The following is a 24,456-nucleotide window of genomic DNA, read 5'->3' as shown; positions in this document are numbered from 1 at the left end:
AGCCTCTTTTCCCCCGTGTCGCCTCTTTGTTACATTTTTGTAAAATCTCTTTTAAAATGCATAAAAATTAATCAAGAAAAAAGCAAATTTAGCTCATAAATAGGGCATACTTTTTGCATGAGAAGTATCAACCTAGAATTTAAACAAAAGCAGAGTCTCAACCTCTCGCTCAAACTTTGGCTCCCGTTGTTACAGCTACCTCTTCAAGAGTTAAGCACGCATCTCGAAACGCTTTCGTACGAAAATCCGTTTTTAGAGGTCAAACGCCCGTATGAGCATACGATGGGTGCTAGCAGTCACGGCATGGTGGAAGAGTTGGTATTGAGCCATGAGTCTTTGCATGAAAAGATACTCGAACAAATCGTTCCGCCGCTTTTCCCCACGCCCGTTTCGCAAAAAGTCGCCCACGAGATACTGTGCGACATCAACGAAGAGGGTTATTTTGACGGCGATATCGAACAAATCGCGATTACCTGTAACGTGTATAGCGACTATGTTGAGCGCATACGACAACGTTTTTCAAAGATCGAACCCTATGGCGTCGGTGCTTTGGATGCCCATGAATCGTTCGTTTTTCAACTCGACGCAATGAGCGACGAGGTTGATGACGAACTGTATCATCTGGTATTAAAAATGATCGAACAGATGCACAAAGTCGATAAGTTTTCCAAACATCATCGTTTTGAAGAGGCAAGGGCGGTTATAAAGAAATTTTCCAATCCTCCGGCTTTGGAGTATCAAGCCACACCCAAGCAAATTATTCCTGATTTTTACGTGGAAGTGGATGAAGACATACGCCTTCGTATCAATAACGAATATTATCCAGACATCGTGATTCAAGAGCCTTTTTCGAGCAAAAACGACTCCATCAAAGACAAGCTTAAAGAGGCACGCGACATCGTCAACCTTTTGGAATTACGCAAAAGTACGTTGTATAAGATCGTGCTTTTAATCGTCGAAAAGCAGCTCTCTTTTTTTGTCGGAGGCGAGCTTAGGCCGCTCAATATGAGTCACTTAGCCGATGAACTCTCTTTCGCCGAATCGACGATCTCGCGGGCAATTTCGAATAAATACGTCGAATCGAAACAAGGTATTTTCCCTCTAAAGTCGTTCTTTACCAACGCGGTAGCGACCAAAGAGCTCTCTTCCTCCGAGATCAAAAATTTTATTAACCAACAAATCGAATACGAAAACAAAGAAGAGCCTTTAACCGACGACGACTTACTCGAACGGATTGAAAAACGCTTCAACATCAAAATGGTTCGACGTACGATTACGAAATACCGAAAGCTGATGAACGTCGCATCGTCCAAAGAACGCAAAAAAATTTACAAGGTACAAGCATGAATCCCTATACGAAAGAAGAACGCTTAAAGATAGAAGCGACGGTCACGATTTTCTTACAAAGTTACGCCAAAAATCGCTACTCAAAATACGTCATCGCTCCCCACGTTGCGGCAATGTCGATGCGCGAACGCCACTTGTACGAAGACATGGGTTTTAAAAACCGTGTGCAGATGGGCAAATACATGAAATGCCACTTTCCCAAACTCTTCGAGCTTAAACCCGCCGATAAACTTTGGAAAAAATTTATCTACGATTCGCTCGATCTTGTCGCCCCCGCGTGCTTTACATGTAAAGATCAAACCAACTGCTTCGCCTGTCGATTGGTGGGGTGACGTACGTAATTTGACTTATAACGTACGCCATTGTATAATGCTTCTACTTTAAATGAAAGGAGCAAAGATGGTCGTAACTCCCTCAAAACTTCGTGAAAACCTTTACAACCTTTTGGACAGTGTCATCGAAAAAGGTGAGCTTCTTGAGATTTCGCGCAAAGGTAAATTGTTGCGCATTGTTCCCGAACAGCGTCCGTCTCGCCTCGATAAAATCGTTGCTAAAAAGATCACGACCGCAAGCGATGATGAACTCATCAACACCCCATGGGAGAGCGAATGGAAACCCTTTATTTAGACACGCACATTGTCGTGTGGCTGAGGCAAAAAGAGCTTCAAAAATTTTCACCCAAAGCACTTGAAGCCATCGAGCAAGCAGGGCAACTTTTTGTTTCTCCAATGGTTGAACTCGAACTCAAATTTTTACATGAAATTGGGCGCATTTCAGAGACGCCCTACAATATTTTAGGTGATCTTGGCGCTATGATAGGACTTAAAATAGAGGATTGTCATTTTAATGAAGTCATCCAAAAAGCAATGCTGATCGACTGGACACGTGACCCATTTGATCGCATTATCGTCGCACATGCCATGAGTCAGGAACGTAAACTTTTAACGAAAGATGAGAAGATATTGAGTTATTTTCAAGATGCGATTTGGTGATAATGAGATAAAGATAGTGGAAGGCATTTAAAAATGGAACAAGTGGAACAATTATTTAATTCTTTTGAAAATAAACTTTTAGAAATTTCATTATATGGTTCATTTATTGTTGATGAATCAACGAATAAGTATAAAGAATATTTAATGAAGTTTTCGAAAATAGATACTTTAAAAGATGAAAAGATAGTAGGAACAAGATTGGTCTATTGGGATATTTTAAGTAATCATAAAAAAATTTTAAGTGATGCTAAAATAGAAAAAAATGTGAATGAACTTCTTGAAAGTGCTGAATATCATAACAATAAACAATTACAATGGCTTTTTGTCGAAGCTTATGAATTATATGAAAAACATATTGATGATTTATATAGTTTAATAGGATATTTAGACAATAATTTTTGGGATTTACAGGATTTTGGAAAAGTATCGATAGATGATATAAAAATTTTTACACATGAAGATTTTGCGAATAAAGTATTAAAGAAAGAAAATAGACCGTATAGCATTATCGAGGTATTTGAGAAAAAGCTTAATTTGAAAAAATATGATGATATCAAAGAGCCATTTCGTAATTACTCTTTTTTAGTAGCGCTTCTTTCAGAACTTAGAAATGCAATAGTGCATGATAACGGTTTTTTGGATAGAAAAAGATTATCAAAAAAACTACTTAAAAAATATGGAATTAATGGAAATTCAAATAAAGAAATTTATGAAAATATGATTTCTAATTTTTTTGGAAGTCAAGAATATGAAAAGATGATTTGCTTAACAAAAATACCAAAAGCAAATGAGGTAGTTAAAGATTTATTTTACACAGATAGAGATAGATTCAAAGAAATAATTGGAATATTGATATCTTATATAAAACTTATTAGTGATTTATTAATTAAAAGAATGAAGAGCTAGGCTTTAATTCTAGAGGTCAGTTACAACCTTAAAACACCCTAAAAATTTTAATAAATCATAACCATTATTTCGTATTTTTCCCCTTAAGCAACATCAGCTGTTTTGAGTTTGTGTTATAATGAACTACATTACCTACAAGGAGGTGCTTCATGGACTTTATACTTGGACAAATTCAGTTGTTTGCATTTCAGTTTGAAATACGTGGATGGGTACTTTGTGATGGACGATTGTTACAAATCATGAACAATCAAGCATTGTTTGCTTTGATAGGAACGACCTATGGTGGTGATGGGCACACTACATTTGCAGTTCCTAATTTAAAAGGCTTAGCACCAGATCCTCATACGCAGTATTTTATAGCCGTAGAAGGAATTTTTCCACAACGTGACTAAATAAAGCCCCATTTTTGGGGTTTCTTTTGTTCTAAAAATTCGTTAAATGTATTATATGAGGAAAAGGATAGATTAGTTTTTACTCTCCTATTCCTATCTTAAAAAAAGGATTATAAGCGATTTCCCACAAATGACCGTCAGGGTCTTTGAAGTAGCCGCTATAACCTCCCCAAAATACTTTTTGAGGTTGTTTGGTAGGTGTGGCTCCTGCTTGAATGGCTTCTTTAAACAGTGCATCCACTTCGGCTTCACTGCTTAGTACATGTGAAAGGGTAAAGCCATGAAAATGGCTTTCATCAAAGGCGATGTTGGCATCGTCTGCCAACGCTTTTTTTTCGTACAGTGCTAGCCATGTTCCATTTAAAGTAAAAAAAGCGATATTCTCATCGTAGGGTTCCATACGCGGAAAACCAAGTCCCGTTTGATAAAAGGCAATGGATGCATTTAAATCGCTCACTCCAAGACTGATCATACTGATAAAAGGTTTCATGGGCACTCCTTACATGTAAACATAAAAATATAATGGTACATAGTAGCATAGCAAACGAAAATTACATGTAAAAGAAAAAGGAATTCACCGTTTCTTTTTGGTTATAATTTAGCAAAAAAGGAGTCATCGTGAGATGGTTATTGCCTCTTCTTTTTTGTTCCCTATCGCTTTTGGCAAATGATGACGCAACCCTTGCCAAACTCTTTGACGATTTTGGCGTCAAAGGTACGATGGTTATCGAATCACTTGATGGTAAAGAGTCTTTCGTCTATAATGAAAAACGTGCGAAAATGCCGCTTTTACCTGCATCAACATTTAAAATTTCTAACACGCTTATTGCCCTAGAAGAAGGTGTCGTGAATGAAAAGAGCCTTATCGTTTGGGATAAAGTGAAACGAAGTGTACCCGCATGGAACCAAGACCAAACCTTAGAGAGTGCGTTTAAAACGTCGTGTGTGTGGTGCTATCAAGGTTTTGCGCGTCAAATCGGGCTTGAGGCGTACAATGCTTATCTGAAAAAACTGCACTACGGCAACGAAAAAACAGGCGATAATGTCGAGCGTTTTTGGCTGGATGGCAAGCTTCGCATCAGTGCTTACGAGCAGATAGCTTTTCTCAAAAAACTCTATCGAAACGAACTTCCTTTTCGCCGAAGCGACATCGATTTACTGAAAAAAATGATGATCGACGAGCAAGGCGAAGACTTCGTGATACACGCTAAAACAGGCTGGGCGGTTCCCAAAAATGCCGAGTATCACGGTTGGTACGTGGGGTATGTGGAAAGTTCTAAAGGCGTTTACTTTTTTGCGACGAATTTACTCACTCCCTCAAGCGACGAATTGCCTTTACGCAAACGTATTACCTTGGACGCATTGCGATACAAGAAGCTTTTGGAGTGATAAACGGCTTTACATGTCAATGTCTTTTTTGTTCTTCTACAAACGTTTGGAGTGCGTCGTAAGTCAACGGTTTAGCGTAAAAATAGCCTTGAAAACGATCGCACCCCAAATGTAGAAGCTTCTCTTCTTGCGCTTTCGTTTCCACACCTTCGGCTAAAATCGCCAATTCTAAATTTTTACCGATCGTGATGATATTTTGAACCATCTTTTCCGCGGTAACGTCTTCGATGAGGGTATCGATAAAACTCTTATCGATTTTGAGTTCGTCAATAGGCAATTTACGCAAAATATTGAGCGACGAATAACCCGTACCGAAGTCGTCCATCGAGATGTACAGCCCCATTTCGCGTATTTTTTTTAGAAGCGGCAAAAGATAGTCGATGTCTTCGATAAACAGACTTTCCGTAATTTCAAGGCATATCGCAAGGTTGTCGAGTTTAGTTTTTTGGATTTCGCGCGTGAGCTTTTTAAGAAAGTTCGCTTCCATAAATTGCTTAATCGAGATGTTAATGGAGACTTGAAACCTTATGTCTAACGCCTCTTGAAAACGTTGCATCTCTTCGAGCGTTTTTTTCAAGATAAAATCTCCCAATTTGGGCATCAAACCCGACGCTTCGGCGACCGGAATAAATTGATCGGGCGGAACGAGCCCCAATTCCGCACTTTGCCATCGCGCCAACGCCTCGACGCCGTACATAATGCCGTTTCGATCCATTTGCGGCTGATACGCGACGTAGAGTTCTCCTTTTTCCAATGCTTGGCGGAGCATATGCTCCATCATCACGCGATTGAGGTATCCTTCTTGCATTGAAGCGGCAAAAAGACGAACGCTATTTTTGTATTTTTTCGCCTCGTACATCGCAATGTCGGCGGCACGCAAAAGCATATCAACGCTTTGGGCGTGTTCGGGATACTTGGCGATACCGATGCTTGCACCTACCACAAAATTAAACTGTTTGATACGGTAAGGTTTGGAAATCTCTTGCATGATTTTTTCGGCTTGGGCTAAGAGTTCGTGATCGTCCGTCACGTAGCTTAAGAGAAGAAACTCGTCGCCGCCTTGTCGAATGGCAATGCTTTCGGGCGTCTTAACCTCTAAAAGCCGCCTTGAAAATTCGATGAGCAAGAGATCGCCGAAATGATGTCCGAAACTGTCGTTCACGTTTTTAAAATGGTCTAAATCAAAGTACAAAAGGCTAAAAGGCGGAGCGTTTTCGCCCATCCAATCGTGGATGTATTGTTGAAAGTAAGCGCGATTGGGCAGATGCGTGAGCGAATCGTGCGTGGCTTGGAATACTAAATCGGCACGGCGTTTGTTCTCCGCGTCCGAAATGATTTTAAAGAGAATAAACAAAACGACATGTACGCCGACAAAAAGAAGGATGTAGCCGAAAAAATGGTTCATAAATTCGCGCGTAATTTGCGTTTCGTCAATATCGGAGAGAATCCATAATGCATAGCGGGGGTCGTACTTGAGCGCAAACTGGATCTTTTCTCCCGTCACGTCGCGCGCGCTTGCGGTGTAAATACGTCCGCTTGTTTTGATGTCGTCTTTGGAAACGGCGTATCGTTGCACGATCGCGTCCATCAACGCATTAAGAAATACTTCGGGAAGAGGGTTTTCGTAAATTTCTTTAGAGATTTCGCGGCTTGCGGATTGAAATTGAACAAAACGGTCTCGCTCTCGAATGAGCGTCACTTTGTTATACTCACTGAGAGAGAGACGGTCGGTGTAAATTTTAAACGCTCCTTCTACGCTGAGCCCTGCGGTCATAACGCCCATGATTTTACCCGAATCGTCCACAACGCTTTTGCGAATCGGAATGCCCCAGCGTCCGCTTGCCGCGATATAATAGGTTCTGCCCAAGACCATCGATTTTTGCGTGAGGGTGTACTCGAACGACTCTTTCGTGAGAGGGTTTTGACGAAGGTTGGGAAGTTTGGCTTTATCAAATTTGGTATTGACGTAACGGTAATTGCCATCGACATCGACAAAACCGAAGGCGACGACGGAGGGATTGAGCAAGAGCAATTCGTCTAAAATACGAGGATCTTTGTCTCTGAGAACTTGTTTGCCTAAAACATCGAGTATCATCTCTTGCGATAGAAGCAAAGAGTGCGTCGCGTTGCCGACGAGTTTTACGAGATTGATCTGGTCGTCGGCATAGTGTTCACGAACGTTATTCCATTTGGCGTACGATACGATGCCTAAAAACCCGATACCGCAAAGAAGAAGAATATAAAAAATCGTCCAAATGTTTTTTTGAATCAAGGCCATATTTTCTCCTTTATTCTTCATCGATTATCTTAACATAAAAATGATCGGCAGAAGTGACATTGTCAAAACGAAGCGGTCAAAGCATGTGAAAAAGGAGAAAAATAGCTACAAACTCGATACCGCAAAGAAAAGAGTTCTTGCCGAACTCTTGAGAAAAAGGGGATTTCCTTCTTTGCGCTTTATTAGTCTTTGCGTTGTAAAAACGTTTCGATCTCTTGAATGGCTTGTTTATTAGAGAGGCTAAATTTGATTTCGATACGACGCGATGCGTCTTTGTCTTCAATGCCGTTTTTAAAGATGCGGTCGCTGTAAGAGCGTCCGATGGCACTGACGTAACGTTGTAAAAGCGCGTTTTTACTTTCGTCCCACGAATAGATCAACGCCATAACCGCATAGGCTCTTTTTTGAGAAAGATCCAGATTGTGCATGTAGGTACCGTCCGAGTCGGTATGCCCTTCGATCATGATATGGTCGATATTTTCACGGATGGACGCGTCGTTTAAAAGAACGTCCAAGTAGGGTTGCAAGGTCTCTTTTAAGCGTGCTTTGGCTTCGGGTTTGATCTCGTAAGAGCCCACGTCGAAAAGAACGCCGGAGGGAAGTCGGATCGCTCCGCTATTGGGATCGATATTGATCTTTTTGCCCAATTTGTTTTTCAACTCCTGTACGACTTTGATGCGAAGTCCCGTCAGATTTTTAATGCGCGCTTTGGTCACGTTTAAATCATCAACCAGTTGCTGATGCGCCGCTGTGCTTTCCAAGAGTTTTGCGCTCAAAAGAGCGAGCTCTCCCTCTTTGAGTTTCAACGTTTGCGTCGTCGTGCCCAGTTCCATTTGGCTAGCAACCAATTCGCCTTTGACTTCGTCGCGTGCCAGTTCGGTATCTAAAAGTAGCTTTTTAAGATTTTCGATTTCTCGGTCGCTGAGTTGAAGTTTTGCGTTGGATTCGTTTAGGTCGGACTCTTTTTGCATTAACAATTCTTGGGCAATTTGCAATGAAGCACTGGTCGCGTTCATATCGGTTTTGAGGCGTAAAAAGTCTTGTTTTTGGCGTAAAAGCTCCTCTTGGCTTTGGCGTAAGACGCGCGTTTGCGCCTCAAGATCGTTTTTAATGCCCTTCAAATCCGTCTGAACGTAGACGTATTTGACGACGATCGCGCCGATGAGCAAAATAAAAACGAACAAAAGCCCTGCCATTAAGTCGGCGTAAGAGACCCAAAAGTTTTGATCCGAGCTTTTTGAAGAACGGTAGCGCATTATTTTAACGCATCCATTTTTTGAATGATCTCTTCGGTCTCGGCGTCGATCATTTTGAGGCTCTCTTTGAGCGATTCGACTTCGGCGTTAGGCTCGTTGGGATTGCGCGCTGCGGCGGATTCTTTGAGTGCACGTAAAAGCTCTTGATTGGTGGCGATCATCTCTTCGTTGTTCTCTGTCATTTTGACATGTAACGCCGTCGTATTTTCGTTAAATCCCTCGATCTTGGCAAGCATTTGTTCGTGCAGTTCGATCAACCCTTTTTGCTTTTCTTGGGAACGCGCTAAGGTATCCATACCCTCTTTGATGTGCTCGGAGACGCGTTTGACCGCACTGGCTTCCATAGTGAGCATTTCGTCGAAGAGTTCAAATTTGGATTCGATATTTTTACCCAAACGCTCGAAAAAGTCGTTTGAGCTAAGACGTTCGAACATCAAGCCGATTTTTTCAAAATGTTGGAGGTTCTCTTTGAGGTAGGCTTGTTCGATCTCTTCTTTGGTCCAAAAAAGCGATGCGGTCGCTTCACGAATAATCTCAACGTCTCGATCGAAACGGCTGAGTCCTCGTTTTTCGAAGAAAATCCACCAAAGCGAAAGCAAAATACCGTAAATCGAGACGTAAAACGCCGTTCCCACACCGCTTAACAAAATGGAAATCTCTTGCTCCAACGCACCTGCCGTTTGAGACGAAAAATCGGGAAGCGTCAACGCGATGGAGATAAACGTACCCAAAATTCCCATCGTCGGGAAAACGCCCGCGGCGATCGAAGCATAATTGTCGTTGCGAATGCGTTTGGCGTAAGCGTCCATAAACGTCTCGAACGTTGCGTTTGACTTTTCGGTTTCGCCGATACGCATAAGGTTTTTCGTTACGTATGCGTTGAGTTCGCTTTTGAGCTCGTTGCCGTAGCGGCGAAACGTGCATGCGCCGTACTCTCCGTTATGTTTGGCAAACACAAGCGACACGAAAAAGATCAGTCCGATTAAAACGATGCTGTGTATGCCGACATGGAAGTGAAGAACGTCCAAATAACCGAGAATAAAATAAAGATACGCCGCACTCGGTAGGGCGATTAAGCTTAAATACGTTCCGATGCCCGATGTCGGTTTGCGCTCTAGCGCACTTAAGTCTTGAAGCATTTCATCCATTCGTTCATTCATCATAGAGCCTTTGTGACAATTCAAACGTTCTTGCGGTGTGGCAAGAACATGCGTTAAAGATGTCCTATTATAGCCTTATTTGTTATACGGAAAGTAAATATACGGGCTTTTTAATGCCGTTTTTACGATGAAAAGACTACAATCTTTTTTGATACGCCGAGTGTTTTCTCTTTTGCTTAATACTCGCACAACCTTTCTTCATAAGGCGCAAAATGAGCTCTTTCAACGATGACGGTACGCTTGAAATTCCGATGCTTCTCCAACAAAATCTCATGCACGCGCAAAGCGAGATAGCCTTACATGTCAAACGCTTTATGCAAACCGACGAGCCGGAGAGTTTGCATCGTTACCGCATACACCTTCGTTTTAGTCGCTCTTTATGCCAAGAATTCGGTTCGTTTCTGGAAAAAAAACGCCGCAAAGTCCTTCTTCAAACTTTTAAATTTTTACAAAAAGAGACCAATGCTATGCGGGATTTGGATGTTTTTTTAGCGTGTATCGGGACGTATAAAAACCGCGTCGAAGCCGTTTCGCTTGCCGAACTTGAAGCGGTTGAAAACGCGTTGCGTCAAGAACGACAAGACGCATACGATCGTTTTTGCGAACGCTACGCGCGTGAATCTGAGATGCTTTCATCGCTACAACGTTGCGTAGAAGATGCAAACTTGTATCTCACTCCAACGCAAAAACATGCTTCGCACCGTCTCGAAGCGATCGTTCGCACCCGCGTGAAAAAGATTGCCAAGCTTTCGCAACACCTCGTAGCAGATGCTTCCAACGAACGTTTGCATCAACTACGCCTACACTACAAAACTTTACGCTATACCTGCGACGCTCTTGGATGGAAAGATTTTGCCAAGAGTTTGAAGCCGATGCAAACCGCCTTGGGAAACGTACAGGATAAACATGTCCAAATCAAACGTATCAAACGCTATAACGCGTTGCATCAAACCGAACTTCGAGAACTTTCGGCACTGCTGAAAGCAGATTTGCGCGAAGATAAACGTACATGTATCGCTACATGTAAAGCCGAAAACCTCAAAAAACGCTTTCGCCGCTTTCAACGATGCGATGAGGCACGATGAATCCTTTAAACTACGTAGAACACTATCCTCATAGTCTGCAACAGCAAGTACAACGCCTCATCGACGAGGAAAAACTCGGTTTATACCTGCTAAAAAAGTACCCCACCACGCACGCGATCAGCGGCGATAAAGCCTTGTATGCCTACGTCATAGCGTTACGCTCGGAATTTCTTCGTAAAAGCGAACCGCTCAGCCGCGTCTCGTACGACGGAAAGATCAGTGACATTAACGACGCACTTGGGCTGCATCGCACCACCATCAAAAACCACGGAGGACGCCTTCGAAGCAAAAGCGAAATCCGTATCGCAACGCTTTTCAAAACCGCACCGGAGCCTTTTTTAAAGATGATCTGCGTGCATGAACTAGCGCACCTCAAAGAAAAAGAGCACAACAAAGCCTTTTACACTCTGTGCGAGAAGATGGAGCCAAGTTACCATCAACTCGAGTTTGATGTGAGACTTTATCTGACGCATTTAGATGTGTTTGGGAAGTTGTATTAGCACTATTGTGACAATTTTGTGCTACAATAGTGCTACAAAATAGTTATAAGGAGTTACTATGGCACTTGAAGCAACCATTAGAGCTAGATGCGATGCTGAATTAAAACAGTCCGCAGAGGCTATTTTTAAACAATTAGGCATCTCGACTTCTCAAGCAATCAATATGTTTTTAGCCAAAGTTAAAAGCGAAAACGGTATTCCTTTTGAGCTCAAAATCCCCAATGAGACGACAGCAAAAGCGATGAACGAAGCACGTTTAGGCATCAATATGGAAACCGTCACACTTGAAACATTAAAAACAGAACTCGAAAGTCAAAAAAGTGCTCAGCATTAAAAGGCATAAGCAGTTTACAAAAGATTTTTTACATGTAAAAATGAGCGAAAAGCATTTCGCAAAGTTTGTCGTTTATGTGGCAAAACTTTTGCAACGTGAATCTTTACCTCCTGAAGCTTTAGACCATTGCCTTGAGGGTAATTGGTCAGGGTTTAGAGAGTTTCATGTTAGTGGTGATTTGCTTGTAATTTATTTTCTTGATGAACAAATGCTCAATCTCATTCGGCTTGGCTCGCATTCGGAGTTATTTGAATAAGAATAAGTAAGGTTATAAAATTATACCAAGAGGATGTCAGATATAAAAAATCAAATCTTAATCTAACAACTACATTAGTATATTTTTCATTTCAAGCAAAAGGTTTAAATAATGATTCTTTCCCAACTTCCCATCTACATTATCGATGCCTTCACAAACGAACTTTTTAAAGGCAATCAAGCCGCCGTGGTGCCGCTTGAGCATTGGCTACCTGAAACTCTGATGCAAAGCATTGCCTCTGAAAACAACCTTTCAGAAACGGCTTTTTTTGTCAAAAACGATAAAGGTGTCTATGAAATCCGTTGGTTTTCGCCACTGACTGAGATAGCCTTTTGTGGTCATGCGACGTTGGCGAGTTCGTATGTTATTTTTAATCATCTAGGAGAAAAAGAGCGCGTCACATTTTTTGCCAAAGCGGTGGGTGAAATTGAAGTGCATGCGCGTGAAAACGGGCGCATTGAGATGAGCTTTCCCAACCGTACGCCTGAGAAACTAAGCGTTATTCCAGATGCATTGCAAACAGGGCTTTCAATTGCTCCTTTAGAATTTCATCAAAATCAACAAGCGTACTTTGCCGTGTATGCGAATGAGGATGATGTTAAAAACGTCGTGCCTGACCTTGAAAAACTAAAAACACTTGGACCGCTTGATGTGGTCGTAACTGCACCAAGCAAAGCGTATGATTTTGCTTCACGTTATTTTTGGCCAGCCAATGGCGGTGTGGAAGACCCAGTGACAGGCTCTATTCATGCGGGGCTTGCGCCTTTTTGGGCAAAGCGTTTAGGAAAAAGTGAACTAGTAGCGCTGCAAGCGTCAAAACGTACGGGCGTGCTTTATTGTCGTGTTACGCAAGAGCGTATTTTTGTCTCAGGTACGTGTGTTCAGTATTTACAAGGCTCCGTAACACTCAATGCTTAGAATGATGGTTCAGTAGCAAGAGTGTTGAAAGCGAAGATATACCGATGCCTACACAAATGTCCCATGTGATTACTGCATCTTCAAGTAAGTATTGCAAGAAGGCGATACTCGCTGGGCTGATGTAAACATACGACATCACTTTTTTAGGACCGATGACGATAGAAGCTTTTTGCGTAAGATAGACCGTTAAAAGCGTTGCTCCGATGACAAGATAAAGCATATCAAAGAGCGCATTGCCTGTAATGCGCTCCCATTGAAGCGGTATATCCATCAGCATCAATGCAGTAAACATCCAAAGACTTCCACCCACAAGCGTCATAAATACCAACACCAGTACGTCATCCTCTTCTTGATGTAAAAATTTGGTCAAAATCGAATAAATAGCCATAAAAAGTACGGCACTCAAAAAGATAAAATCACCTCTGTTGATTGAAAAATGAAGCAACAAAGAGAGTTCGCCCTTAAAAACGATAGTCACCGTTCCCACGATACCGCAGAGATAAATCAGCAATTGAAAAGGGCTGATGCGCTCTTTAAAGAAAAAGATGCACAAAATAGCCGTAACAAGCGGTACAAGCGTGTAAAGTGTGCCTGTATTGAGCGCTGTTGTTATCTCCAACGCTTTAAAAAAAGCAATGAAATAGAGTGAATAAAACAGGCTAATCATCATCGCTTTAGGAAATGTTTTTGTCAGCTTTTCTCGTTTAGTGGAGCTGAAAAAAATGAAAGGGCTCAGTAAAATGGACGCAAGAACAAAACGCAACAGTGTCAGCGAAATAGGGTGAATGATACCTGCAATTTTTTGAGAGGCAATGAACGAACCTGCGACTAAAAATGTGTTGAGTAAAACCAATAAATGTGCTTTGCTCTCTTTTGGCATAAACGACCTTTGTATGAAATGGGCGCATCATAGTTTGTTTTGGCGCGATTCGTCGTAGATATTAGTGGAAAACTCGGTGTAAAAGCTCAAAAGGAAGCGTTTTCGAACACATACAATTTCCTTTGAAAATAGGGTTCTTCTAAAACCACTCATCTTTGGGATAAGACAAAAAGCCGACCTTGACGTGCTTGTCAACAGCAGCGCAAGGTCGGTTACATGTTAAGGCTTTACATGTAAGAAAAAAACAGAACTATTTGTTGCGTAAAAATTTATAGCCTAACGCAAGAATGATCAGCCAAACGGGGATCAGGAAGACCGATGTACGAATACCGTCGATGAAACACATCACGACTAAAATACCGATGAAAAACGCAAGGCAAAGGTAATTTCCGTACGGAAACCACAACGCTTTAAATTTCGGAACGATTTTCTCTTTATTTTTCGCCAAGCGGAATTTTAGATGCGCGAAACTAATCATAAACCAGTTGAGAACCAATGCCGAAACGACCAATGCCATGAGATAATTCAAAGCGTCTTCGGGCATAAAGTAGTTCAAAACGACGCACAGACCCGTAATAAGAGCCGAAAATAAAACGGCATTGACCGGCACACCGGCGCGATTTGTTTTCATAAAGCGTTTGGGTGCGTTACCTTGTGCGGCAAGACCGTAGAGCATACGCGAATTGGAGTAAACGCCGCTATTGTAAACCGAAAGTGCAGCAGTGAGAACGATGGCATTGAGAATATGCGCAACAAAGTTTTGATCCAGACTGTGAAAAACCATCACAAAAGGCGTTACCTCTTTGGTCATTTTCATCCACGGCATTAACGAAAGTAAAACGACGAGCGCTCCGACGTAGAAGATTAAAATACGGTAAATGACCTGATTGGTCGCTTGGGGAATCGTACGGCTCGGATCGTCCGTTTCGGCTGCTGCGATACCGATCAGTTCGAGCCCGCCGAATGAGAACATAATGAACACCATTGCCATCGCAAAGCCCGAAAATCCGTGCGGCATAAAACCGCCCTCAAGTGCCCAAAGGTTGCTCAAATGTGCTTGTTCGCCGCCGTTGCCGCTGATAAGAAGGTAGGAACCAAAAGCGATCATCGCAATAATCGCAATCACTTTGATAATGGCAAACCAAAATTCAAATTCACCGTAAAAACGTACGTTGGCAAGATTGACGAGGTTGATGATGACGAAAAAGAAGGCCGCGGATGCCCATGTCGGAACGTTGGGTAACCAAAAATGAATAAACGTTCCGATAGCGGTGAGTTCCGCCATACCGACTAAAACGTAAAGCATCCAGTAGTTCCAGCCCGAAGCAAAGCCGGCAAAGTGATGCCAATAGGTATTTGCAAAGTGGCTAAAAGAACCTGCTACCGGCTCTTCGACGATCATTTCGCCGAGTTGCCGCATAATCATAAACGCGATAAATCCGCCTAACGCATAGCCTAAAAGAACCGCCGGACCGGTCATTTGGACGGTGGTTGAAACGCCTAAGAACAGTCCCGTTCCGATCGCTCCGCCCAAGGCGATCAACTGAACGTGTCTGTTTTTGAGACCTCGACTCAGAGAGTTTTTGTGCATGTAGTTCCTTTCTCAATTAAAAGCGTATATTGTATCTTTTTTGAAGCAAAAGGAGGCTGACATCTGCTCAAAAAAGAAGTACAATTACGAAAATTATTTGAGGATGATATGACATGCGCTTTTGGATGGCTTTAGGATGTTTGGTTTCGCTTGTGTGTGCCCAGTCGGGTTTTAAGATAACGCCTGAACTTCTTGCGTCCGTGATGGCAAAAAGTATGGAGTCCAATCTCCCGCAAACGTTTAAGTACAAAGAGTTAAGGCTCGTCGTCCAGCATGTCGATGTGGAAGGAAAACGGGTTTTGCTCGATGCGACGACGTCGCAGTCGAAAGAGATTCTTGACGAACTTTACAAATACAAAACCTTGCCGGACGATCTGAAACGACAGTGCAACGACTTTTCCAAAGTCTCCATGGTCGCTCAAGGCGTAGAGTACATGTTACGCGTTAAGGACGGGAAAAGAGGTATCGAAGTGATTTACGATAAAGAAGCTTGCGGCGAGAGTTTCGATCCGTCGCAGAAAATTTTCGTCGACGGATACAATCGCTACGGCTTGGATCGTTTCGGACATACGAAAAAAGAGAACGCAAAGCTCAAAAAAGCCTCTTAACGCACGCAGTTGCGTCCGGCGTTTTTGGCTTCGTACAGTTTTTTATCGGCACGCAGATACAAATCTTCAAAACTTTGCACTTCGGAGGTAATCGAAGCCACGCCGATACTGGCGGTAATGTTTAAAGGCTCGATTCCTTGCGCGTACGTGATACGCAATCGGCTTAAAGCGATACGCAAGTGTTCCATCTTCTCTTTCGCCTTTTCTTCGTTGACATGTAAGAGTAAAAATGCCAACTCTTCGCCGCCCAATCGCCCGACAATATCGGTATCGCGAACCTGAGAAACGCAATACTCTCCGAGTGTTTGCAGTACGACGTCGCCTACGGGATGTCCTAAGCTGTCGTTAATGTGTTTAAAGTGGTCGACGTCCAAAAGGGCGAATGCCAGATCGTAACCGTAACGTTTGGCGCGTACGAACTCTTTGTGAGCGCAGTTGAGAAAGTGACGGCGATTGTAAAGTTTGGTCAGCATGTCGGTTTGCGCAAGGTAGTGCAACTCCTCTTCCAAAAGCGTGCGTCTGTGAATCTCTTCTTTTAAAAGGGTCTGTTCCGCTAAAAGGGCTTCACGGTTGGCTTCGGACTCGTGTTGGTAGCGATGTCTGTAGTATTCGATCCAGCTGGTAATAAACGCGATCGCAAGATACGAAAAGCAAAAACGGATTTTAAACGCTAGATCGTACGCGTGATCGACGTGCGGAACCCATATGAAAAAGACCATGACGATCGCAAGCAATACGCAACTCCACATAAAACCGATACGATTTCCAAATAAAAAAATCGTTCCCAACGGATAGGTAAAAAGCCATAAAATCATCGAGGCGTCAAAATCGGCATGGTAGAGCAGATAAATCATCAAAACGGTAAAAATGACATTGGAGACAAAATACAAAAGGTACGTTTTACGGGTTTTGGCAATCAAAAAAAGCGTGGTGACGAGGTACGCCGAAAAGAGAACGATTAAAAACGTCAAGGCGTAATTGCGTACGGAGGCATGATACGCTCCGGCAATCAGCGTGATAGGAAGCATCATAAACGTTACCCACACGTAGTGGTTCAGCCTGACACGTTCTTCTTTATCGCTTACGGGCGATTTGACGACGATGAGATCGACAAGGTGTTGCATTTTTTTTGCCAAGGTTAACATGGAAGGAGTATCCCTTTGTATGTGAAAAAAGGGCGGATAGAGTCACCGCCCGATACGATGCGCTTAGGCTTCGCTTGCTTCTTTAAGTGCGGCTTGTACGTACATAGCACGTAATTTTTGAACCATGGGTCCCGGTTTTCCCGTACCGATCGGTTTTCCGTCGATTTCAACGATCGGAAGAACGAAAATCGTAGCACTTGCCATAAAAGCTTCATCGGCATGGATGGCTTCTTCGATGCTAAAAAGACGCTCTTCGACTTTGATGTTGTTCTCTTTGGTGTATTCCATCAAAAGTTTGCGACGAATGCTCGGTAAGATAGCGTTTGAAAGGGGACGCGTGATGATGACGCCGTCTTTAATGATAAACGCCGCGGAAGAAGTACCTTCCGTGACAAAACCGTCTTCGACCATCCAGCCCTCGTAAGCACCTTTTTGGTGGACTTCTTCTTTGGCAAGCACTTGTCCCAAAAGCGAGATGGATTTGATGTCGCGGCGTTTCCAACGAATATCGTTAACGCTTAAAACTTTAACCCCTTTTTCGGCGAGCGCGTTGTGAATGATCTCTTTTTTAAAGGTAAACGCCGTAAACGTCGTAGGCGTGTTCTCGGGAAAATAAAATTCTCTAGGGGCGACGCCGCGCGTAACTTGCATGTAAATTCCGCCTTCGACGACGTCGTTTTTCGCGATCAAGGTATTTAAAATCGTCATAACCTCATCATGCGAATAAGGCGCTTGAAGACCGATTTTGCGCATACTCCCGTCAAAACGCTCAAAAAAAGGCTCTTTGTCGATCACTTTGCCATTAATAACAGGAACCACTTCGTAGATACCGTCGCCAAAAAGATACCCACGATCAAAAATCGATACTTTCGCATCTTCCTCTTTACAAAAATCTCCGTTTAAAAAAACAATACTGCTCATTACAGACTCCAAAAAAAATAATACGACATTGTATCAAAAGGTTTCTTAGTCGGGTGTGCAATAAGTAGACAAAAATGCTTTTACATGTAAAGAATTGAAAAAGAGGCTGTTTAAAATTTAATTACATAGATTAACTTTTCTCCTCTATCTGTAAAGATTGTTTTTTCATATTTAAGTCCAAGTTTTTCTAAGCATTTTATAGATGCGATATTTTCAGGAGAAACTGTTGCAATAGCTCTATTTTGAGTAAAAGAATTTTTTATTGATGCAATTTGGGCTCTACCAATTTCACTTGCATATCCTAATCCCCAAAATTTTTTTGCCAAAATAAATCCAAATTCATAGTCATCTGCTTGCAGATAAGAACAAGGTAGAACACCTGCTAAACCTATAATTTCTTTTGAAGTATTATTTTCTAAAACTTTCAACCCTATTTGCTTTACATACTCATATACGTTTTGCTCTGAAATAGTATCTTTTCCAAAAGTATATTTGATGACATCTTTATCGCTAAAAATAAGTTCATATAACGTTTTGCTATCTTCTTGGTTTAATGTTCTTAATCTTAATCTTTCTGTTTTCATGTGAATTCTTTGTATATTTGTTGGAAAAGTATTTTATAAAAAAATATCTTAACCCTTAAGCCTACTCCCAAGATAAAGGGGACTACTTTTTATTTACATGTAAAAGATTTATTATCTAGTTCCATAAAAGTAGCCTGTCCCCATTTATGTAATACGTAATTGTATCAAAATGGAATGACCCCAAAAATGTAGACAGTTCTTTTTTCATCAATAAAGGTCGATTTTGACAATAATGTTGTATGAACAAGGAGAAACGATGCCACCACGCTACACAGAAGAATTTAAAATAGAAGCGGTTAAACAAGTCACTGAGCAAAGAATAGGGGTCAGGGCTTGACTTTTAACTTTTGTTCGTAACTTCAAGAAGAAATGGTAACTATTTTAAGGGTATAACCTATTCTAAAATATCGAGTACAAGCTCTTTATCATACATAGATACCATCCTTTAAAATTCTCTTTTTTAAAGAAGGATTCATTTTTTCTCTAAGTCTAACAACATCGACTTTGGCATCAAATGCTTTTTCTAAACTCTCTTTAAAATCATAAAGCAAAAAATAATCACTTAGACTTGTATCGATGGCTATATCTATATCGCTGTTATGATGGTTTTCATTGCGTGCAAATGAACCAAAGAGTGCAAGGTTTGAGATGTGATACTTTTGTGCAAACTCATCTTTGTGATTTTTTAAGTATGCCAAAATAGTCTCTCTTTCCATAGCTTGCCTCCAACATCTGAATTTTTCATGTTAAGTATAGCAAAAAATGAAATACCTTATTTTGAAAATTTTTTGTTCTCTTTTTTTCTCAAAAAAGGTGATACTAGGCTACTGTAATGAAATTAATCAATTAAATCTTTACATGTAAAGTAGAAAATTTAAAAAGTAGCCAGTGCAGAAACGCTTTTTTTCAACCAAACTGATGGATTGCGTGGCACGAAAAACAAAGTGATTAAAGCCCTAAAATAGGGCTTTAACTTATGTTCTAAATTTATTGAGGATGGCGTTGAGTTGTGTGGTGAGTTCATTGAGGTGCTCACTCGCCCCTGCGATTTCTTCCACACTTCTGGTATTTTGCGTTGCTAACGTATTGATCTCTTCGATTTTGGAAACGATGATATCGATTTTTTCACCGGTTTGGATGTAGTCGTTAACCGTTTTCTCATTGAGTTTGGTTGCAACATTCATCATAGAAACAGTGTTATCGAGTTTGCTTTCCACATCCCCCGCGAGCGCGTTTAATTCTTGGATTTGTGCTGAATTAACATTCATTCTCTCTGAGCTGTCTGTGATAGCTTGAACAATGACATTGATGGTTGCGTTGATTTCAACCAAACTTTTTTGGGTGCGCTCTGCTAAGGTGCGTACTTCATCGGCAACGACTGCAAAACCACGTCCATGCTCTCCTGCACGTGCAGCTTCGATGGCAGCATTGAGTGCTAGAAGGTTTGTTTGATCCGCAATATCGCTGATGACGGTAAGAACATTTTTAACTTGGTCGGCATCAGAGCTAAGTTGTTGGATTTTTTGTGCAAGTTCTTGTTCTGTTTGCGCACTCTCTTCAACACGCTGTCCTAGTTTTTGAAGGAACTTACGAGCACTTTGGAGTTCATTATTTGCCTTAACGATCTCTTCTTTTGAAGCTTTTGCTTCATTGACGGAAGCGACAATTTCTTGTTTGGTCTCGCTTGACATGTGTGTGGCTTGAGCAATGATACTTGAAGAGTCTTCCACGCGTTTGCCCACTTGCAGGGTTGTCGCTGAGAGTTCATGCGCAATCGATGCATTTTCAGAACTGGTATCTTTTGCTAATTTGATGGTTGAGTGAACTTTATCGATAAATTGGTTAATCTCATGGGAAGCATCACCAATTTCATCTTGATTTTTAATGGCTAATTTTTTGGTTAAATCACCATCTCCCGTTGCCAAATCATGGGCAGTTTCTTTAAGGTTTAAAAGAGGTTTGGCAATCATACTGGTGGTAAGGAAATAGATGGCAATAATAGCGAGTAATGCAACGATAACACCAACGACAACTTGCATTGAAGCATTGCTGTAAAGTCGATCGCTCATATCTTTATCAAGCATCAACGCTTTCGCCAATATAATTTCCCGTGGCACTTGAATCAAAACCGCCCAAGGTTTACCCGTTTGTCCAAGCTGGATGGGAGCAACCGTTTCGATCATACCACTCTCATTGTTGATACGAACGAACGCTTTACCGGCTTGAATCGCTGCATAAATCTCTTCCCAACCTTTAGGCATCACTTGTTTAAAATGACCTCCGATCATATTAGGATTTTCGCTTTGGGCAACCAAGAGACCGTTGTCGGCAATGATGGACACCTGTCCATGCGCTTCAAATAATTCCTTATCAACTTTTTTGGCAATTTGCTGAACAAAATCTAAGTTATAATCCGCACCGGCAACACCGTAAAATTTACCATTGACATGAATTGGCACAGACATCGTTGCTAAGAATACTTGCTTCCCTTGTACGATGTAAGGCAAAGGGCCAAGCACACTCTCTTTATTTTGCTCACGAGGGGTAATGTACCAGCCACCTTTTAAAACACCGTTAGGATGCTTGTCGTAGGTGTCGTACTCGACTAACGGTTGAACGGCAATATTGCCTTTATCATCACGCGTCCAATAAGGGGTAAAGCGTCCGGTAGTCGGGTTGTTACCGTCTTTGTTGACACGGAAGTTTTCATCCGCCCCATCGATGGCATTTGGTTCCCAACAGGAGTAGGTACCGTTAAAGCTCGTGTTATGTTGCAATACATTCAAAAGCACCGCGTTGAGCTGATCGCGGCCGATGTCCAAAGCTTCTTTACCATTTTTAGGTTTAAGTTTGCTCACTTCAAAGGTATTAGCCATCGTACGCGCAGCATTCAACGCCAACTCCAATTCGGCTTGAATGGTACCGCTTTGCTCGCCGGCTAAATTTTGCAGTCTCTCCATGTTGAGCTCCGTCAACAAAGAGGAAACCTCCTTGGAAACCACATCTTGTGTGCTTTTAGATGAAAACAACCCGTAACCCACCAATAGAACAACGGCTGAAACCAAGCAAAGCCCGGCTATCAAAACAATCTTAGTTTGTATGGACCTAAATATCATTGTACGGTCCTTCTTTGTTGTTATTTGTTGCGAGACTATTCTAGATGAAAATCGATTTAAATTCAATGTACATGTCGCTATTTTGCTTTTTGTTGAATTTTTTTTTCAAAAGAGTTTTTCTACGTAACACTTTATGCGGTTTCTAGTGTGAAATAATAGAAAAGTGACAGGATAGTTGATTAATATGACGAAATAAAATCTTTACATGTAAGAAAAGAAGCGCTCTCTTTGAAAGACAAAGAGAGCGAAAAAGCTTAGGCTCCTTTAGGTGCGGAGAATGCCGTTAGAGGAAGTGTTTTTCCCGTGTATTTTTCGATATTGACCAATGCCGTATGCGAGATGTTTCCGTTTGCCAATTTTGACGTTGGAATATCAATCGTTAAAAGATTGGGGCTACCGTTTTTGCAGAGGCTTCCTACCGCACCCGGTTTTTCAGGGTCGTACCATACCCCCTCATAAATACACACCACGCCTTCGATTACATCGTCTGTTACGACAGCACCTGCCAAAATTTCACCTCTTGCGTTGAAAACACGTACGGTATCGCCGTTTTTGATCTGTTTTTTAGCCGCATCTTTAGGGTTGATATAAATCGGCTCGTGATTGGCAACGGCATACGTGTCACGTAAACGTGTTTGATTTTGTTGTGAATGCAAACGATCGTATGGATGCGGGCTTAACATGTGAAATTCCGCCGGTTTTTGTTTCATACCAAGCCACTCGATCGGTTCAAACCAACTAGGATACGCCCTACAATCGTCGTAGTTCATTTTTGCGATCGTATCGGAGTAAATCTCAATTAAACCCGATGGCGTACCGAGCGGTTGTAAGATCGGATCGTCCCTAAAATCTTTAAACTTCACGAAGCTTTCGCTTTCCATCGTGCTGTTAAAAACAACGGGTTGATTTTCACTCCAAAATGTTTGAAACGGTTTCATATCCGTCAAAAGTTGCGGTGTTTTTAAGATCGTATTGTACGCGACGTTATAATACTCCTCGATCCAATCCATCTCTTTTTTGCCATTTTCGGTGTAAGCATTAAAAAGTTCTTTACCCGCATATGCCAAACATAAATCGCTGAAAATCTGATAATCGTCTCTCGCTTCAAACTGTTTTTCGACCAACTGTTTGATCGGTGCGATACCGTGCTTGGAGTAATCGCCTATCATTGCGATGTCGTTTCGCTCGTACTGGGAAGTCGTAGGGAACACAATATCCGCCATTTTGGCACTCGGTGTCCAATAAATGGAATTTACGACGATCGTACGAGGTTTTTTCCATGCTTTGACAAGCGTATTGGTATCTTGATGGTGCGAAAAAGGATTGCCTCCGACCCAATAGATAAAGTCGATGTCGGGATAAGTAATTATCTTTCCGTTATGTTGTATCGTTTTTCCCGGATGCATTAATGCGTCGGCGATTCTAGCAACAGGAAACGATGAGGCTGAGACTTTGAGTTTCCAACTCTCTCCGGTGCTGGCTGCGTCGCTTCCGCTACTTTTCGTACCGATAAATTTACCGCTTTCGTCAAAATACCCTAAACTTGCCGCATTGATACCGCCGATCGTTGCCCCTTTACGTGTGGGTACACCGGCTCCGCTGTAGTGATGACCCAGTGAAAAACCGCCGCCTTGAAGTCCGATTTGACCTAGCATTGAGGCTAAGGTGACCAACATCCAGTGCGGTTGCTCTCCGTGGTGCGCGCGTTGCATACCCCAACCGCTCATCATAAACGTTCGGTTATCATAAAAGAGTTCTGCTAATTCTTGGATCGTTTTTTCATCGATACGGCAGATACTGCTTGCCCATGCCGTTGTTTTGTCGATACCGTCGGTTTTTCCTAAAAGGTATTCGCTAAAGCGGTCAAATCCAACCGTGTAGGTTTCAAGGAACTCTTTGTCGTATTTTCCTTTTTTGTACAGGTGGTTTGCCATACCGAGCATCATCGCGACATCGGTATTGGGAAGCGGTGCAATCCATCTGGCTTTGTCAAAATAGCGAATGGTCTCTGAACGCCTTGGATCGATGATAATGAGTTGTTTACCGCTGGCTTTAAGTTTTTCTAGATAAGCAAAAGCTTGAGCATCGTCAACTTGCCATGAAATTTTGAGTGTCGTGATAGGATTGACGCCCCAAAGAACAACGACTTTGGAGTGCTCCAAGATCACCGGCCAGCTGGTTTGTTGTTCATAAACGCCGATGCTACCGACAACATGGGGCATAATGATCTGGCTTGCTCCCGTGGAGTAGTCGCCTAAACTTCCCGTAAAGCCACCGCTTAAGTTCATAAAACGATGCAGTAAGATTCTGGAGTTATGAACGTTACCGACGCTTTTCCATCCGTAACTTCCCGCGAAAACGCTTGCAGGTCCTTTTTGGGTACGCGTTTTTTTGAGTTCGCGTGCAACGAGTTTGATCGCATCTTCATAACTCACGCGTACAAATTCTTCGCTACCTCTAAGAGCCGGTTTTGGATTGTCCGGATTTTCAAGGTAACTTTTACGAACCATCGGGTACTTGACGCGCGATTTATAGATCATGTCAGCGGTATTGCCTTGCAGAGAGTTTGGAATTTTACTTGTATTGAAAAACGGTTTAGAATCAACAACTTTTCCGTCTTTTAGCGTTACTTTTAAAACACCCCAGTGCGTACCCGTAACGACTTCGCCGTTTTTAACCAAATCGCTCACATCTTTGGCAAAAAGCGAATAGGTTCCAGACAGTTGCGAAAAAACGGGAACGGACGCTAATGTGGCACCGATTTTTAAAAATCCTCTTCGATTGATTGTTTCTTGCAT

Annotated in this window: 25 protein-coding genes; 13 read left to right on the top strand and 12 right to left on the bottom strand. The window is 42.0% G+C overall.

The annotated features are described in order from the left end of the window. The first annotated feature begins 117 nt into the window (after positions 1-117). From UCH003_RS07790 to UCH003_RS07765, 6 genes are all read left to right on the top strand, one after another. Positions 118-1,347 carry an RNA polymerase factor sigma-54 gene (locus UCH003_RS07790; protein ID WP_060826082.1) on the top strand — a complete coding sequence of 410 codons (1,230 nt, stop codon included), beginning with the start codon at positions 118-120 and terminating at the stop codon, positions 1,345-1,347. After that, positions 1,344-1,679: a nitrogen fixation protein NifQ gene (locus tag UCH003_RS07785; RefSeq protein WP_060826081.1), complete on the top strand. Its 336-nt coding sequence runs from the start codon at positions 1,344-1,346 to the stop codon at positions 1,677-1,679. The genes UCH003_RS07790 and UCH003_RS07785 overlap by 4 nt, the downstream gene beginning before the upstream one ends. Before the next feature lie 67 nt (positions 1,680-1,746). Beyond that, positions 1,747-1,974 (top strand): hypothetical protein, encoded by a 228-nt coding sequence (locus UCH003_RS07780; RefSeq protein WP_060826080.1) that lies wholly within the window; start codon positions 1,747-1,749, stop codon positions 1,972-1,974. Then, complete coding sequence (locus UCH003_RS07775) at positions 1,956-2,339, top strand: type II toxin-antitoxin system VapC family toxin (RefSeq protein WP_060826079.1); 384 nt, start codon at positions 1,956-1,958, stop codon at positions 2,337-2,339. Before UCH003_RS07780 ends, UCH003_RS07775 begins: the two co-directional genes overlap by 19 nt. A 33-nt stretch (positions 2,340-2,372) precedes the next feature. Next, positions 2,373-3,245, top strand: a complete 873-nt coding sequence (locus UCH003_RS07770; RefSeq protein WP_060826078.1) for a hypothetical protein — start codon at positions 2,373-2,375, stop codon at positions 3,243-3,245. A 149-nt stretch (positions 3,246-3,394) separates the two neighbouring features. Then, positions 3,395-3,637 (top strand): phage tail protein, encoded by a 243-nt coding sequence (locus UCH003_RS07765; RefSeq protein ID WP_060826077.1) that lies wholly within the window; start codon positions 3,395-3,397, stop codon positions 3,635-3,637. Between the two features lie 79 nt (positions 3,638-3,716). On the opposite strand, the gene UCH003_RS07760 is transcribed toward UCH003_RS07765, so the two are convergent. Beyond that, positions 3,717-4,127, bottom strand: coding sequence for a VOC family protein (locus UCH003_RS07760; RefSeq protein WP_060826076.1), 411 nt, complete (start codon positions 4,125-4,127; stop codon positions 3,717-3,719). Between the two features lie 128 nt (positions 4,128-4,255). On the opposite strand from UCH003_RS07760, the gene blaOXA reads away from it, so the two are divergent. After that, positions 4,256-5,026 (top strand): class D beta-lactamase, encoded by a 771-nt coding sequence (blaOXA, locus tag UCH003_RS07755; protein ID WP_432416371.1) that lies wholly within the window; start codon positions 4,256-4,258, stop codon positions 5,024-5,026. A gap of 16 nt (positions 5,027-5,042) precedes the next feature. Here the strand turns inward: blaOXA and UCH003_RS07750 are convergent, their stop codons facing one another. From UCH003_RS07750 to UCH003_RS07740, 3 genes are all read right to left on the bottom strand, one after another. Continuing rightward, positions 5,043-7,304 carry a bifunctional diguanylate cyclase/phosphodiesterase gene (locus tag UCH003_RS07750; protein WP_060826074.1) on the bottom strand — a complete coding sequence of 754 codons (2,262 nt, stop codon included), beginning with the start codon at positions 7,302-7,304 and terminating at the stop codon, positions 5,043-5,045. 182 nt (positions 7,305-7,486) lie between these two features. After that, complete coding sequence (locus UCH003_RS07745) at positions 7,487-8,560, bottom strand: OmpA family protein (RefSeq protein WP_060826073.1); 1,074 nt, start codon at positions 8,558-8,560, stop codon at positions 7,487-7,489. Further along, a complete protein-coding gene (locus tag UCH003_RS07740; protein WP_060826072.1) occupies positions 8,560-9,720 on the bottom strand; it encodes a MotA/TolQ/ExbB proton channel family protein in 1,161 nt (386 codons plus the stop codon). The genes UCH003_RS07745 and UCH003_RS07740 overlap by 1 nt, the downstream gene beginning before the upstream one ends. 212 nt (positions 9,721-9,932) lie before the next feature. On the opposite strand from UCH003_RS07740, the gene UCH003_RS07735 reads away from it, so the two are divergent. The 5 genes from UCH003_RS07735 to UCH003_RS07715 all read left to right on the top strand — a co-directional run bounded on the left by UCH003_RS07735 (position 9,933) and on the right by UCH003_RS07715 (position 12,813). Continuing rightward, the gene (locus UCH003_RS07735; RefSeq protein ID WP_060826071.1) at positions 9,933-10,805 is read left to right on the top strand and encodes a CHAD domain-containing protein; all 873 of its coding nucleotides are present in this window, start codon (positions 9,933-9,935) and stop codon (positions 10,803-10,805) included. Further along, complete coding sequence (locus UCH003_RS07730; RefSeq protein ID WP_060826070.1) at positions 10,802-11,305, top strand: M48 metallopeptidase family protein; 504 nt, start codon at positions 10,802-10,804, stop codon at positions 11,303-11,305. Before UCH003_RS07735 ends, UCH003_RS07730 begins: the two co-directional genes overlap by 4 nt. Before the next feature lie 58 nt (positions 11,306-11,363). After that, a complete protein-coding gene (locus UCH003_RS07725) occupies positions 11,364-11,639 on the top strand; it encodes a type II toxin-antitoxin system RelB/DinJ family antitoxin (protein WP_060826069.1) in 276 nt (91 codons plus the stop codon). Then, positions 11,626-11,895, top strand: a complete 270-nt coding sequence (locus UCH003_RS07720) for a type II toxin-antitoxin system RelE/ParE family toxin (RefSeq protein ID WP_082709165.1) — start codon at positions 11,626-11,628, stop codon at positions 11,893-11,895. The genes UCH003_RS07725 and UCH003_RS07720 overlap by 14 nt, the downstream gene beginning before the upstream one ends. Before the next feature lie 111 nt (positions 11,896-12,006). Beyond that, on the top strand, positions 12,007-12,813 hold the full coding sequence (locus UCH003_RS07715; RefSeq protein ID WP_060826068.1) for a PhzF family phenazine biosynthesis protein: 807 nt from the start codon (positions 12,007-12,009) through the stop codon (positions 12,811-12,813). On the opposite strand, the gene UCH003_RS07710 is transcribed toward UCH003_RS07715, so the two are convergent. Together UCH003_RS07710 and UCH003_RS07705 are read right to left on the bottom strand one after the other, a co-directional pair. Continuing rightward, positions 12,803-13,693 (bottom strand): DMT family transporter, encoded by an 891-nt coding sequence (locus tag UCH003_RS07710; RefSeq protein WP_060826067.1) that lies wholly within the window; start codon positions 13,691-13,693, stop codon positions 12,803-12,805. The genes UCH003_RS07715 and UCH003_RS07710 overlap by 11 nt on opposite strands. A gap of 250 nt (positions 13,694-13,943) precedes the next feature. Next, entirely contained in the window at positions 13,944-15,284 is a 1,341-nt protein-coding gene (locus UCH003_RS07705; RefSeq protein ID WP_060826066.1) for an amino acid permease, read from the bottom strand. 113 nt (positions 15,285-15,397) lie between these two features. Here UCH003_RS07705 and UCH003_RS07700 point away from each other — a divergent pair, with 113 nt between their 5' ends. After that, the gene (locus UCH003_RS07700; protein WP_039674617.1) at positions 15,398-15,892 is read left to right on the top strand and encodes a hypothetical protein; all 495 of its coding nucleotides are present in this window, start codon (positions 15,398-15,400) and stop codon (positions 15,890-15,892) included. On the opposite strand, the gene UCH003_RS07695 is transcribed toward UCH003_RS07700, so the two are convergent. The 6 genes from UCH003_RS07695 to UCH003_RS07670 all read right to left on the bottom strand — a co-directional run bounded on the left by UCH003_RS07695 (position 15,889) and on the right by UCH003_RS07670 (position 24,456). After that, complete coding sequence (locus UCH003_RS07695; RefSeq protein WP_039674615.1) at positions 15,889-17,037, bottom strand: GGDEF domain-containing protein; 1,149 nt, start codon at positions 17,035-17,037, stop codon at positions 15,889-15,891. The genes UCH003_RS07700 and UCH003_RS07695 overlap by 4 nt on opposite strands. Before the next feature lie 63 nt (positions 17,038-17,100). Beyond that, entirely contained in the window at positions 17,101-17,958 is an 858-nt protein-coding gene (locus tag UCH003_RS07690) for a D-amino-acid transaminase (RefSeq protein ID WP_039674613.1), read from the bottom strand. Positions 17,959-18,068: 110 nt separating this feature from the next. Further along, positions 18,069-18,542, bottom strand: a complete 474-nt coding sequence (locus UCH003_RS07685; RefSeq protein WP_060826065.1) for a GNAT family N-acetyltransferase — start codon at positions 18,540-18,542, stop codon at positions 18,069-18,071. A 425-nt stretch (positions 18,543-18,967) separates the two neighbouring features. Next, a complete protein-coding gene (locus UCH003_RS07680) occupies positions 18,968-19,258 on the bottom strand; it encodes a nucleotidyltransferase family protein (protein WP_060826064.1) in 291 nt (96 codons plus the stop codon). A gap of 258 nt (positions 19,259-19,516) precedes the next feature. After that, complete coding sequence (locus UCH003_RS07675; RefSeq protein ID WP_060826063.1) at positions 19,517-21,658, bottom strand: methyl-accepting chemotaxis protein; 2,142 nt, start codon at positions 21,656-21,658, stop codon at positions 19,517-19,519. Positions 21,659-21,912: 254 nt separating this feature from the next. Then, positions 21,913-24,456 carry a molybdopterin guanine dinucleotide-containing S/N-oxide reductase gene (locus tag UCH003_RS07670; protein ID WP_060826062.1) on the bottom strand — a complete coding sequence of 848 codons (2,544 nt, stop codon included), beginning with the start codon at positions 24,454-24,456 and terminating at the stop codon, positions 21,913-21,915.

Source organism: Sulfurospirillum cavolei, assembly GCF_001548055.1.
GTDB lineage: Bacteria > Campylobacterota > Campylobacteria > Campylobacterales > Sulfurospirillaceae > Sulfurospirillum.
This window is presented reverse-complemented; position numbering and strand designations above follow the sequence as displayed.

Bases quoted from the DNA above. Each gene is read 5' to 3' on its own strand.
- UCH003_RS07790 (WP_060826082.1), top strand. From the start codon at position 118: ATGAGAAGTATCAACCTAGAATTTAAACAAAAGCAGAGTCTCAACCTC.
- UCH003_RS07785 (WP_060826081.1), top strand. From the start codon at position 1,344: ATGAATCCCTATACGAAAGAAGAACGCTTAAAGATAGAAGCGACGGTC.
- UCH003_RS07780 (WP_060826080.1), top strand. From the start codon at position 1,747: ATGGTCGTAACTCCCTCAAAACTTCGTGAAAACCTTTACAACCTTTTG.
- UCH003_RS07775 (WP_060826079.1), top strand. From the start codon at position 1,956: ATGGAAACCCTTTATTTAGACACGCACATTGTCGTGTGGCTGAGGCAA.
- UCH003_RS07770 (WP_060826078.1), top strand. From the start codon at position 2,373: ATGGAACAAGTGGAACAATTATTTAATTCTTTTGAAAATAAACTTTTA.
- UCH003_RS07765 (WP_060826077.1), top strand. From the start codon at position 3,395: ATGGACTTTATACTTGGACAAATTCAGTTGTTTGCATTTCAGTTTGAA.
- UCH003_RS07760 (WP_060826076.1), bottom strand. From the start codon at position 4,127: ATGAAACCTTTTATCAGTATGATCAGTCTTGGAGTGAGCGATTTAAAT.
- UCH003_RS07750 (WP_060826074.1), bottom strand. From the start codon at position 7,304: ATGGCCTTGATTCAAAAAAACATTTGGACGATTTTTTATATTCTTCTT.
- UCH003_RS07745 (WP_060826073.1), bottom strand. From the start codon at position 8,560: ATGCGCTACCGTTCTTCAAAAAGCTCGGATCAAAACTTTTGGGTCTCT.
- UCH003_RS07740 (WP_060826072.1), bottom strand. From the start codon at position 9,720: ATGAATGAACGAATGGATGAAATGCTTCAAGACTTAAGTGCGCTAGAG.
- UCH003_RS07735 (WP_060826071.1), top strand. From the start codon at position 9,933: ATGAGCTCTTTCAACGATGACGGTACGCTTGAAATTCCGATGCTTCTC.
- UCH003_RS07730 (WP_060826070.1), top strand. From the start codon at position 10,802: ATGAATCCTTTAAACTACGTAGAACACTATCCTCATAGTCTGCAACAG.
- UCH003_RS07725 (WP_060826069.1), top strand. From the start codon at position 11,364: ATGGCACTTGAAGCAACCATTAGAGCTAGATGCGATGCTGAATTAAAA.
- UCH003_RS07715 (WP_060826068.1), top strand. From the start codon at position 12,007: ATGATTCTTTCCCAACTTCCCATCTACATTATCGATGCCTTCACAAAC.
- UCH003_RS07710 (WP_060826067.1), bottom strand. From the start codon at position 13,693: ATGCCAAAAGAGAGCAAAGCACATTTATTGGTTTTACTCAACACATTT.
- UCH003_RS07705 (WP_060826066.1), bottom strand. From the start codon at position 15,284: ATGCACAAAAACTCTCTGAGTCGAGGTCTCAAAAACAGACACGTTCAG.
- UCH003_RS07700 (WP_039674617.1), top strand. From the start codon at position 15,398: ATGCGCTTTTGGATGGCTTTAGGATGTTTGGTTTCGCTTGTGTGTGCC.
- UCH003_RS07695 (WP_039674615.1), bottom strand. From the start codon at position 17,037: ATGTTAACCTTGGCAAAAAAAATGCAACACCTTGTCGATCTCATCGTC.
- UCH003_RS07690 (WP_039674613.1), bottom strand. From the start codon at position 17,958: ATGAGCAGTATTGTTTTTTTAAACGGAGATTTTTGTAAAGAGGAAGAT.
- UCH003_RS07685 (WP_060826065.1), bottom strand. From the start codon at position 18,542: ATGAAAACAGAAAGATTAAGATTAAGAACATTAAACCAAGAAGATAGC.
- UCH003_RS07680 (WP_060826064.1), bottom strand. From the start codon at position 19,258: ATGGAAAGAGAGACTATTTTGGCATACTTAAAAAATCACAAAGATGAG.
- UCH003_RS07675 (WP_060826063.1), bottom strand. From the start codon at position 21,658: ATGATATTTAGGTCCATACAAACTAAGATTGTTTTGATAGCCGGGCTT.
- UCH003_RS07670 (WP_060826062.1), bottom strand. From the start codon at position 24,456: ATGCAAGAAACAATCAATCGAAGAGGATTTTTAAAAATCGGTGCCACA.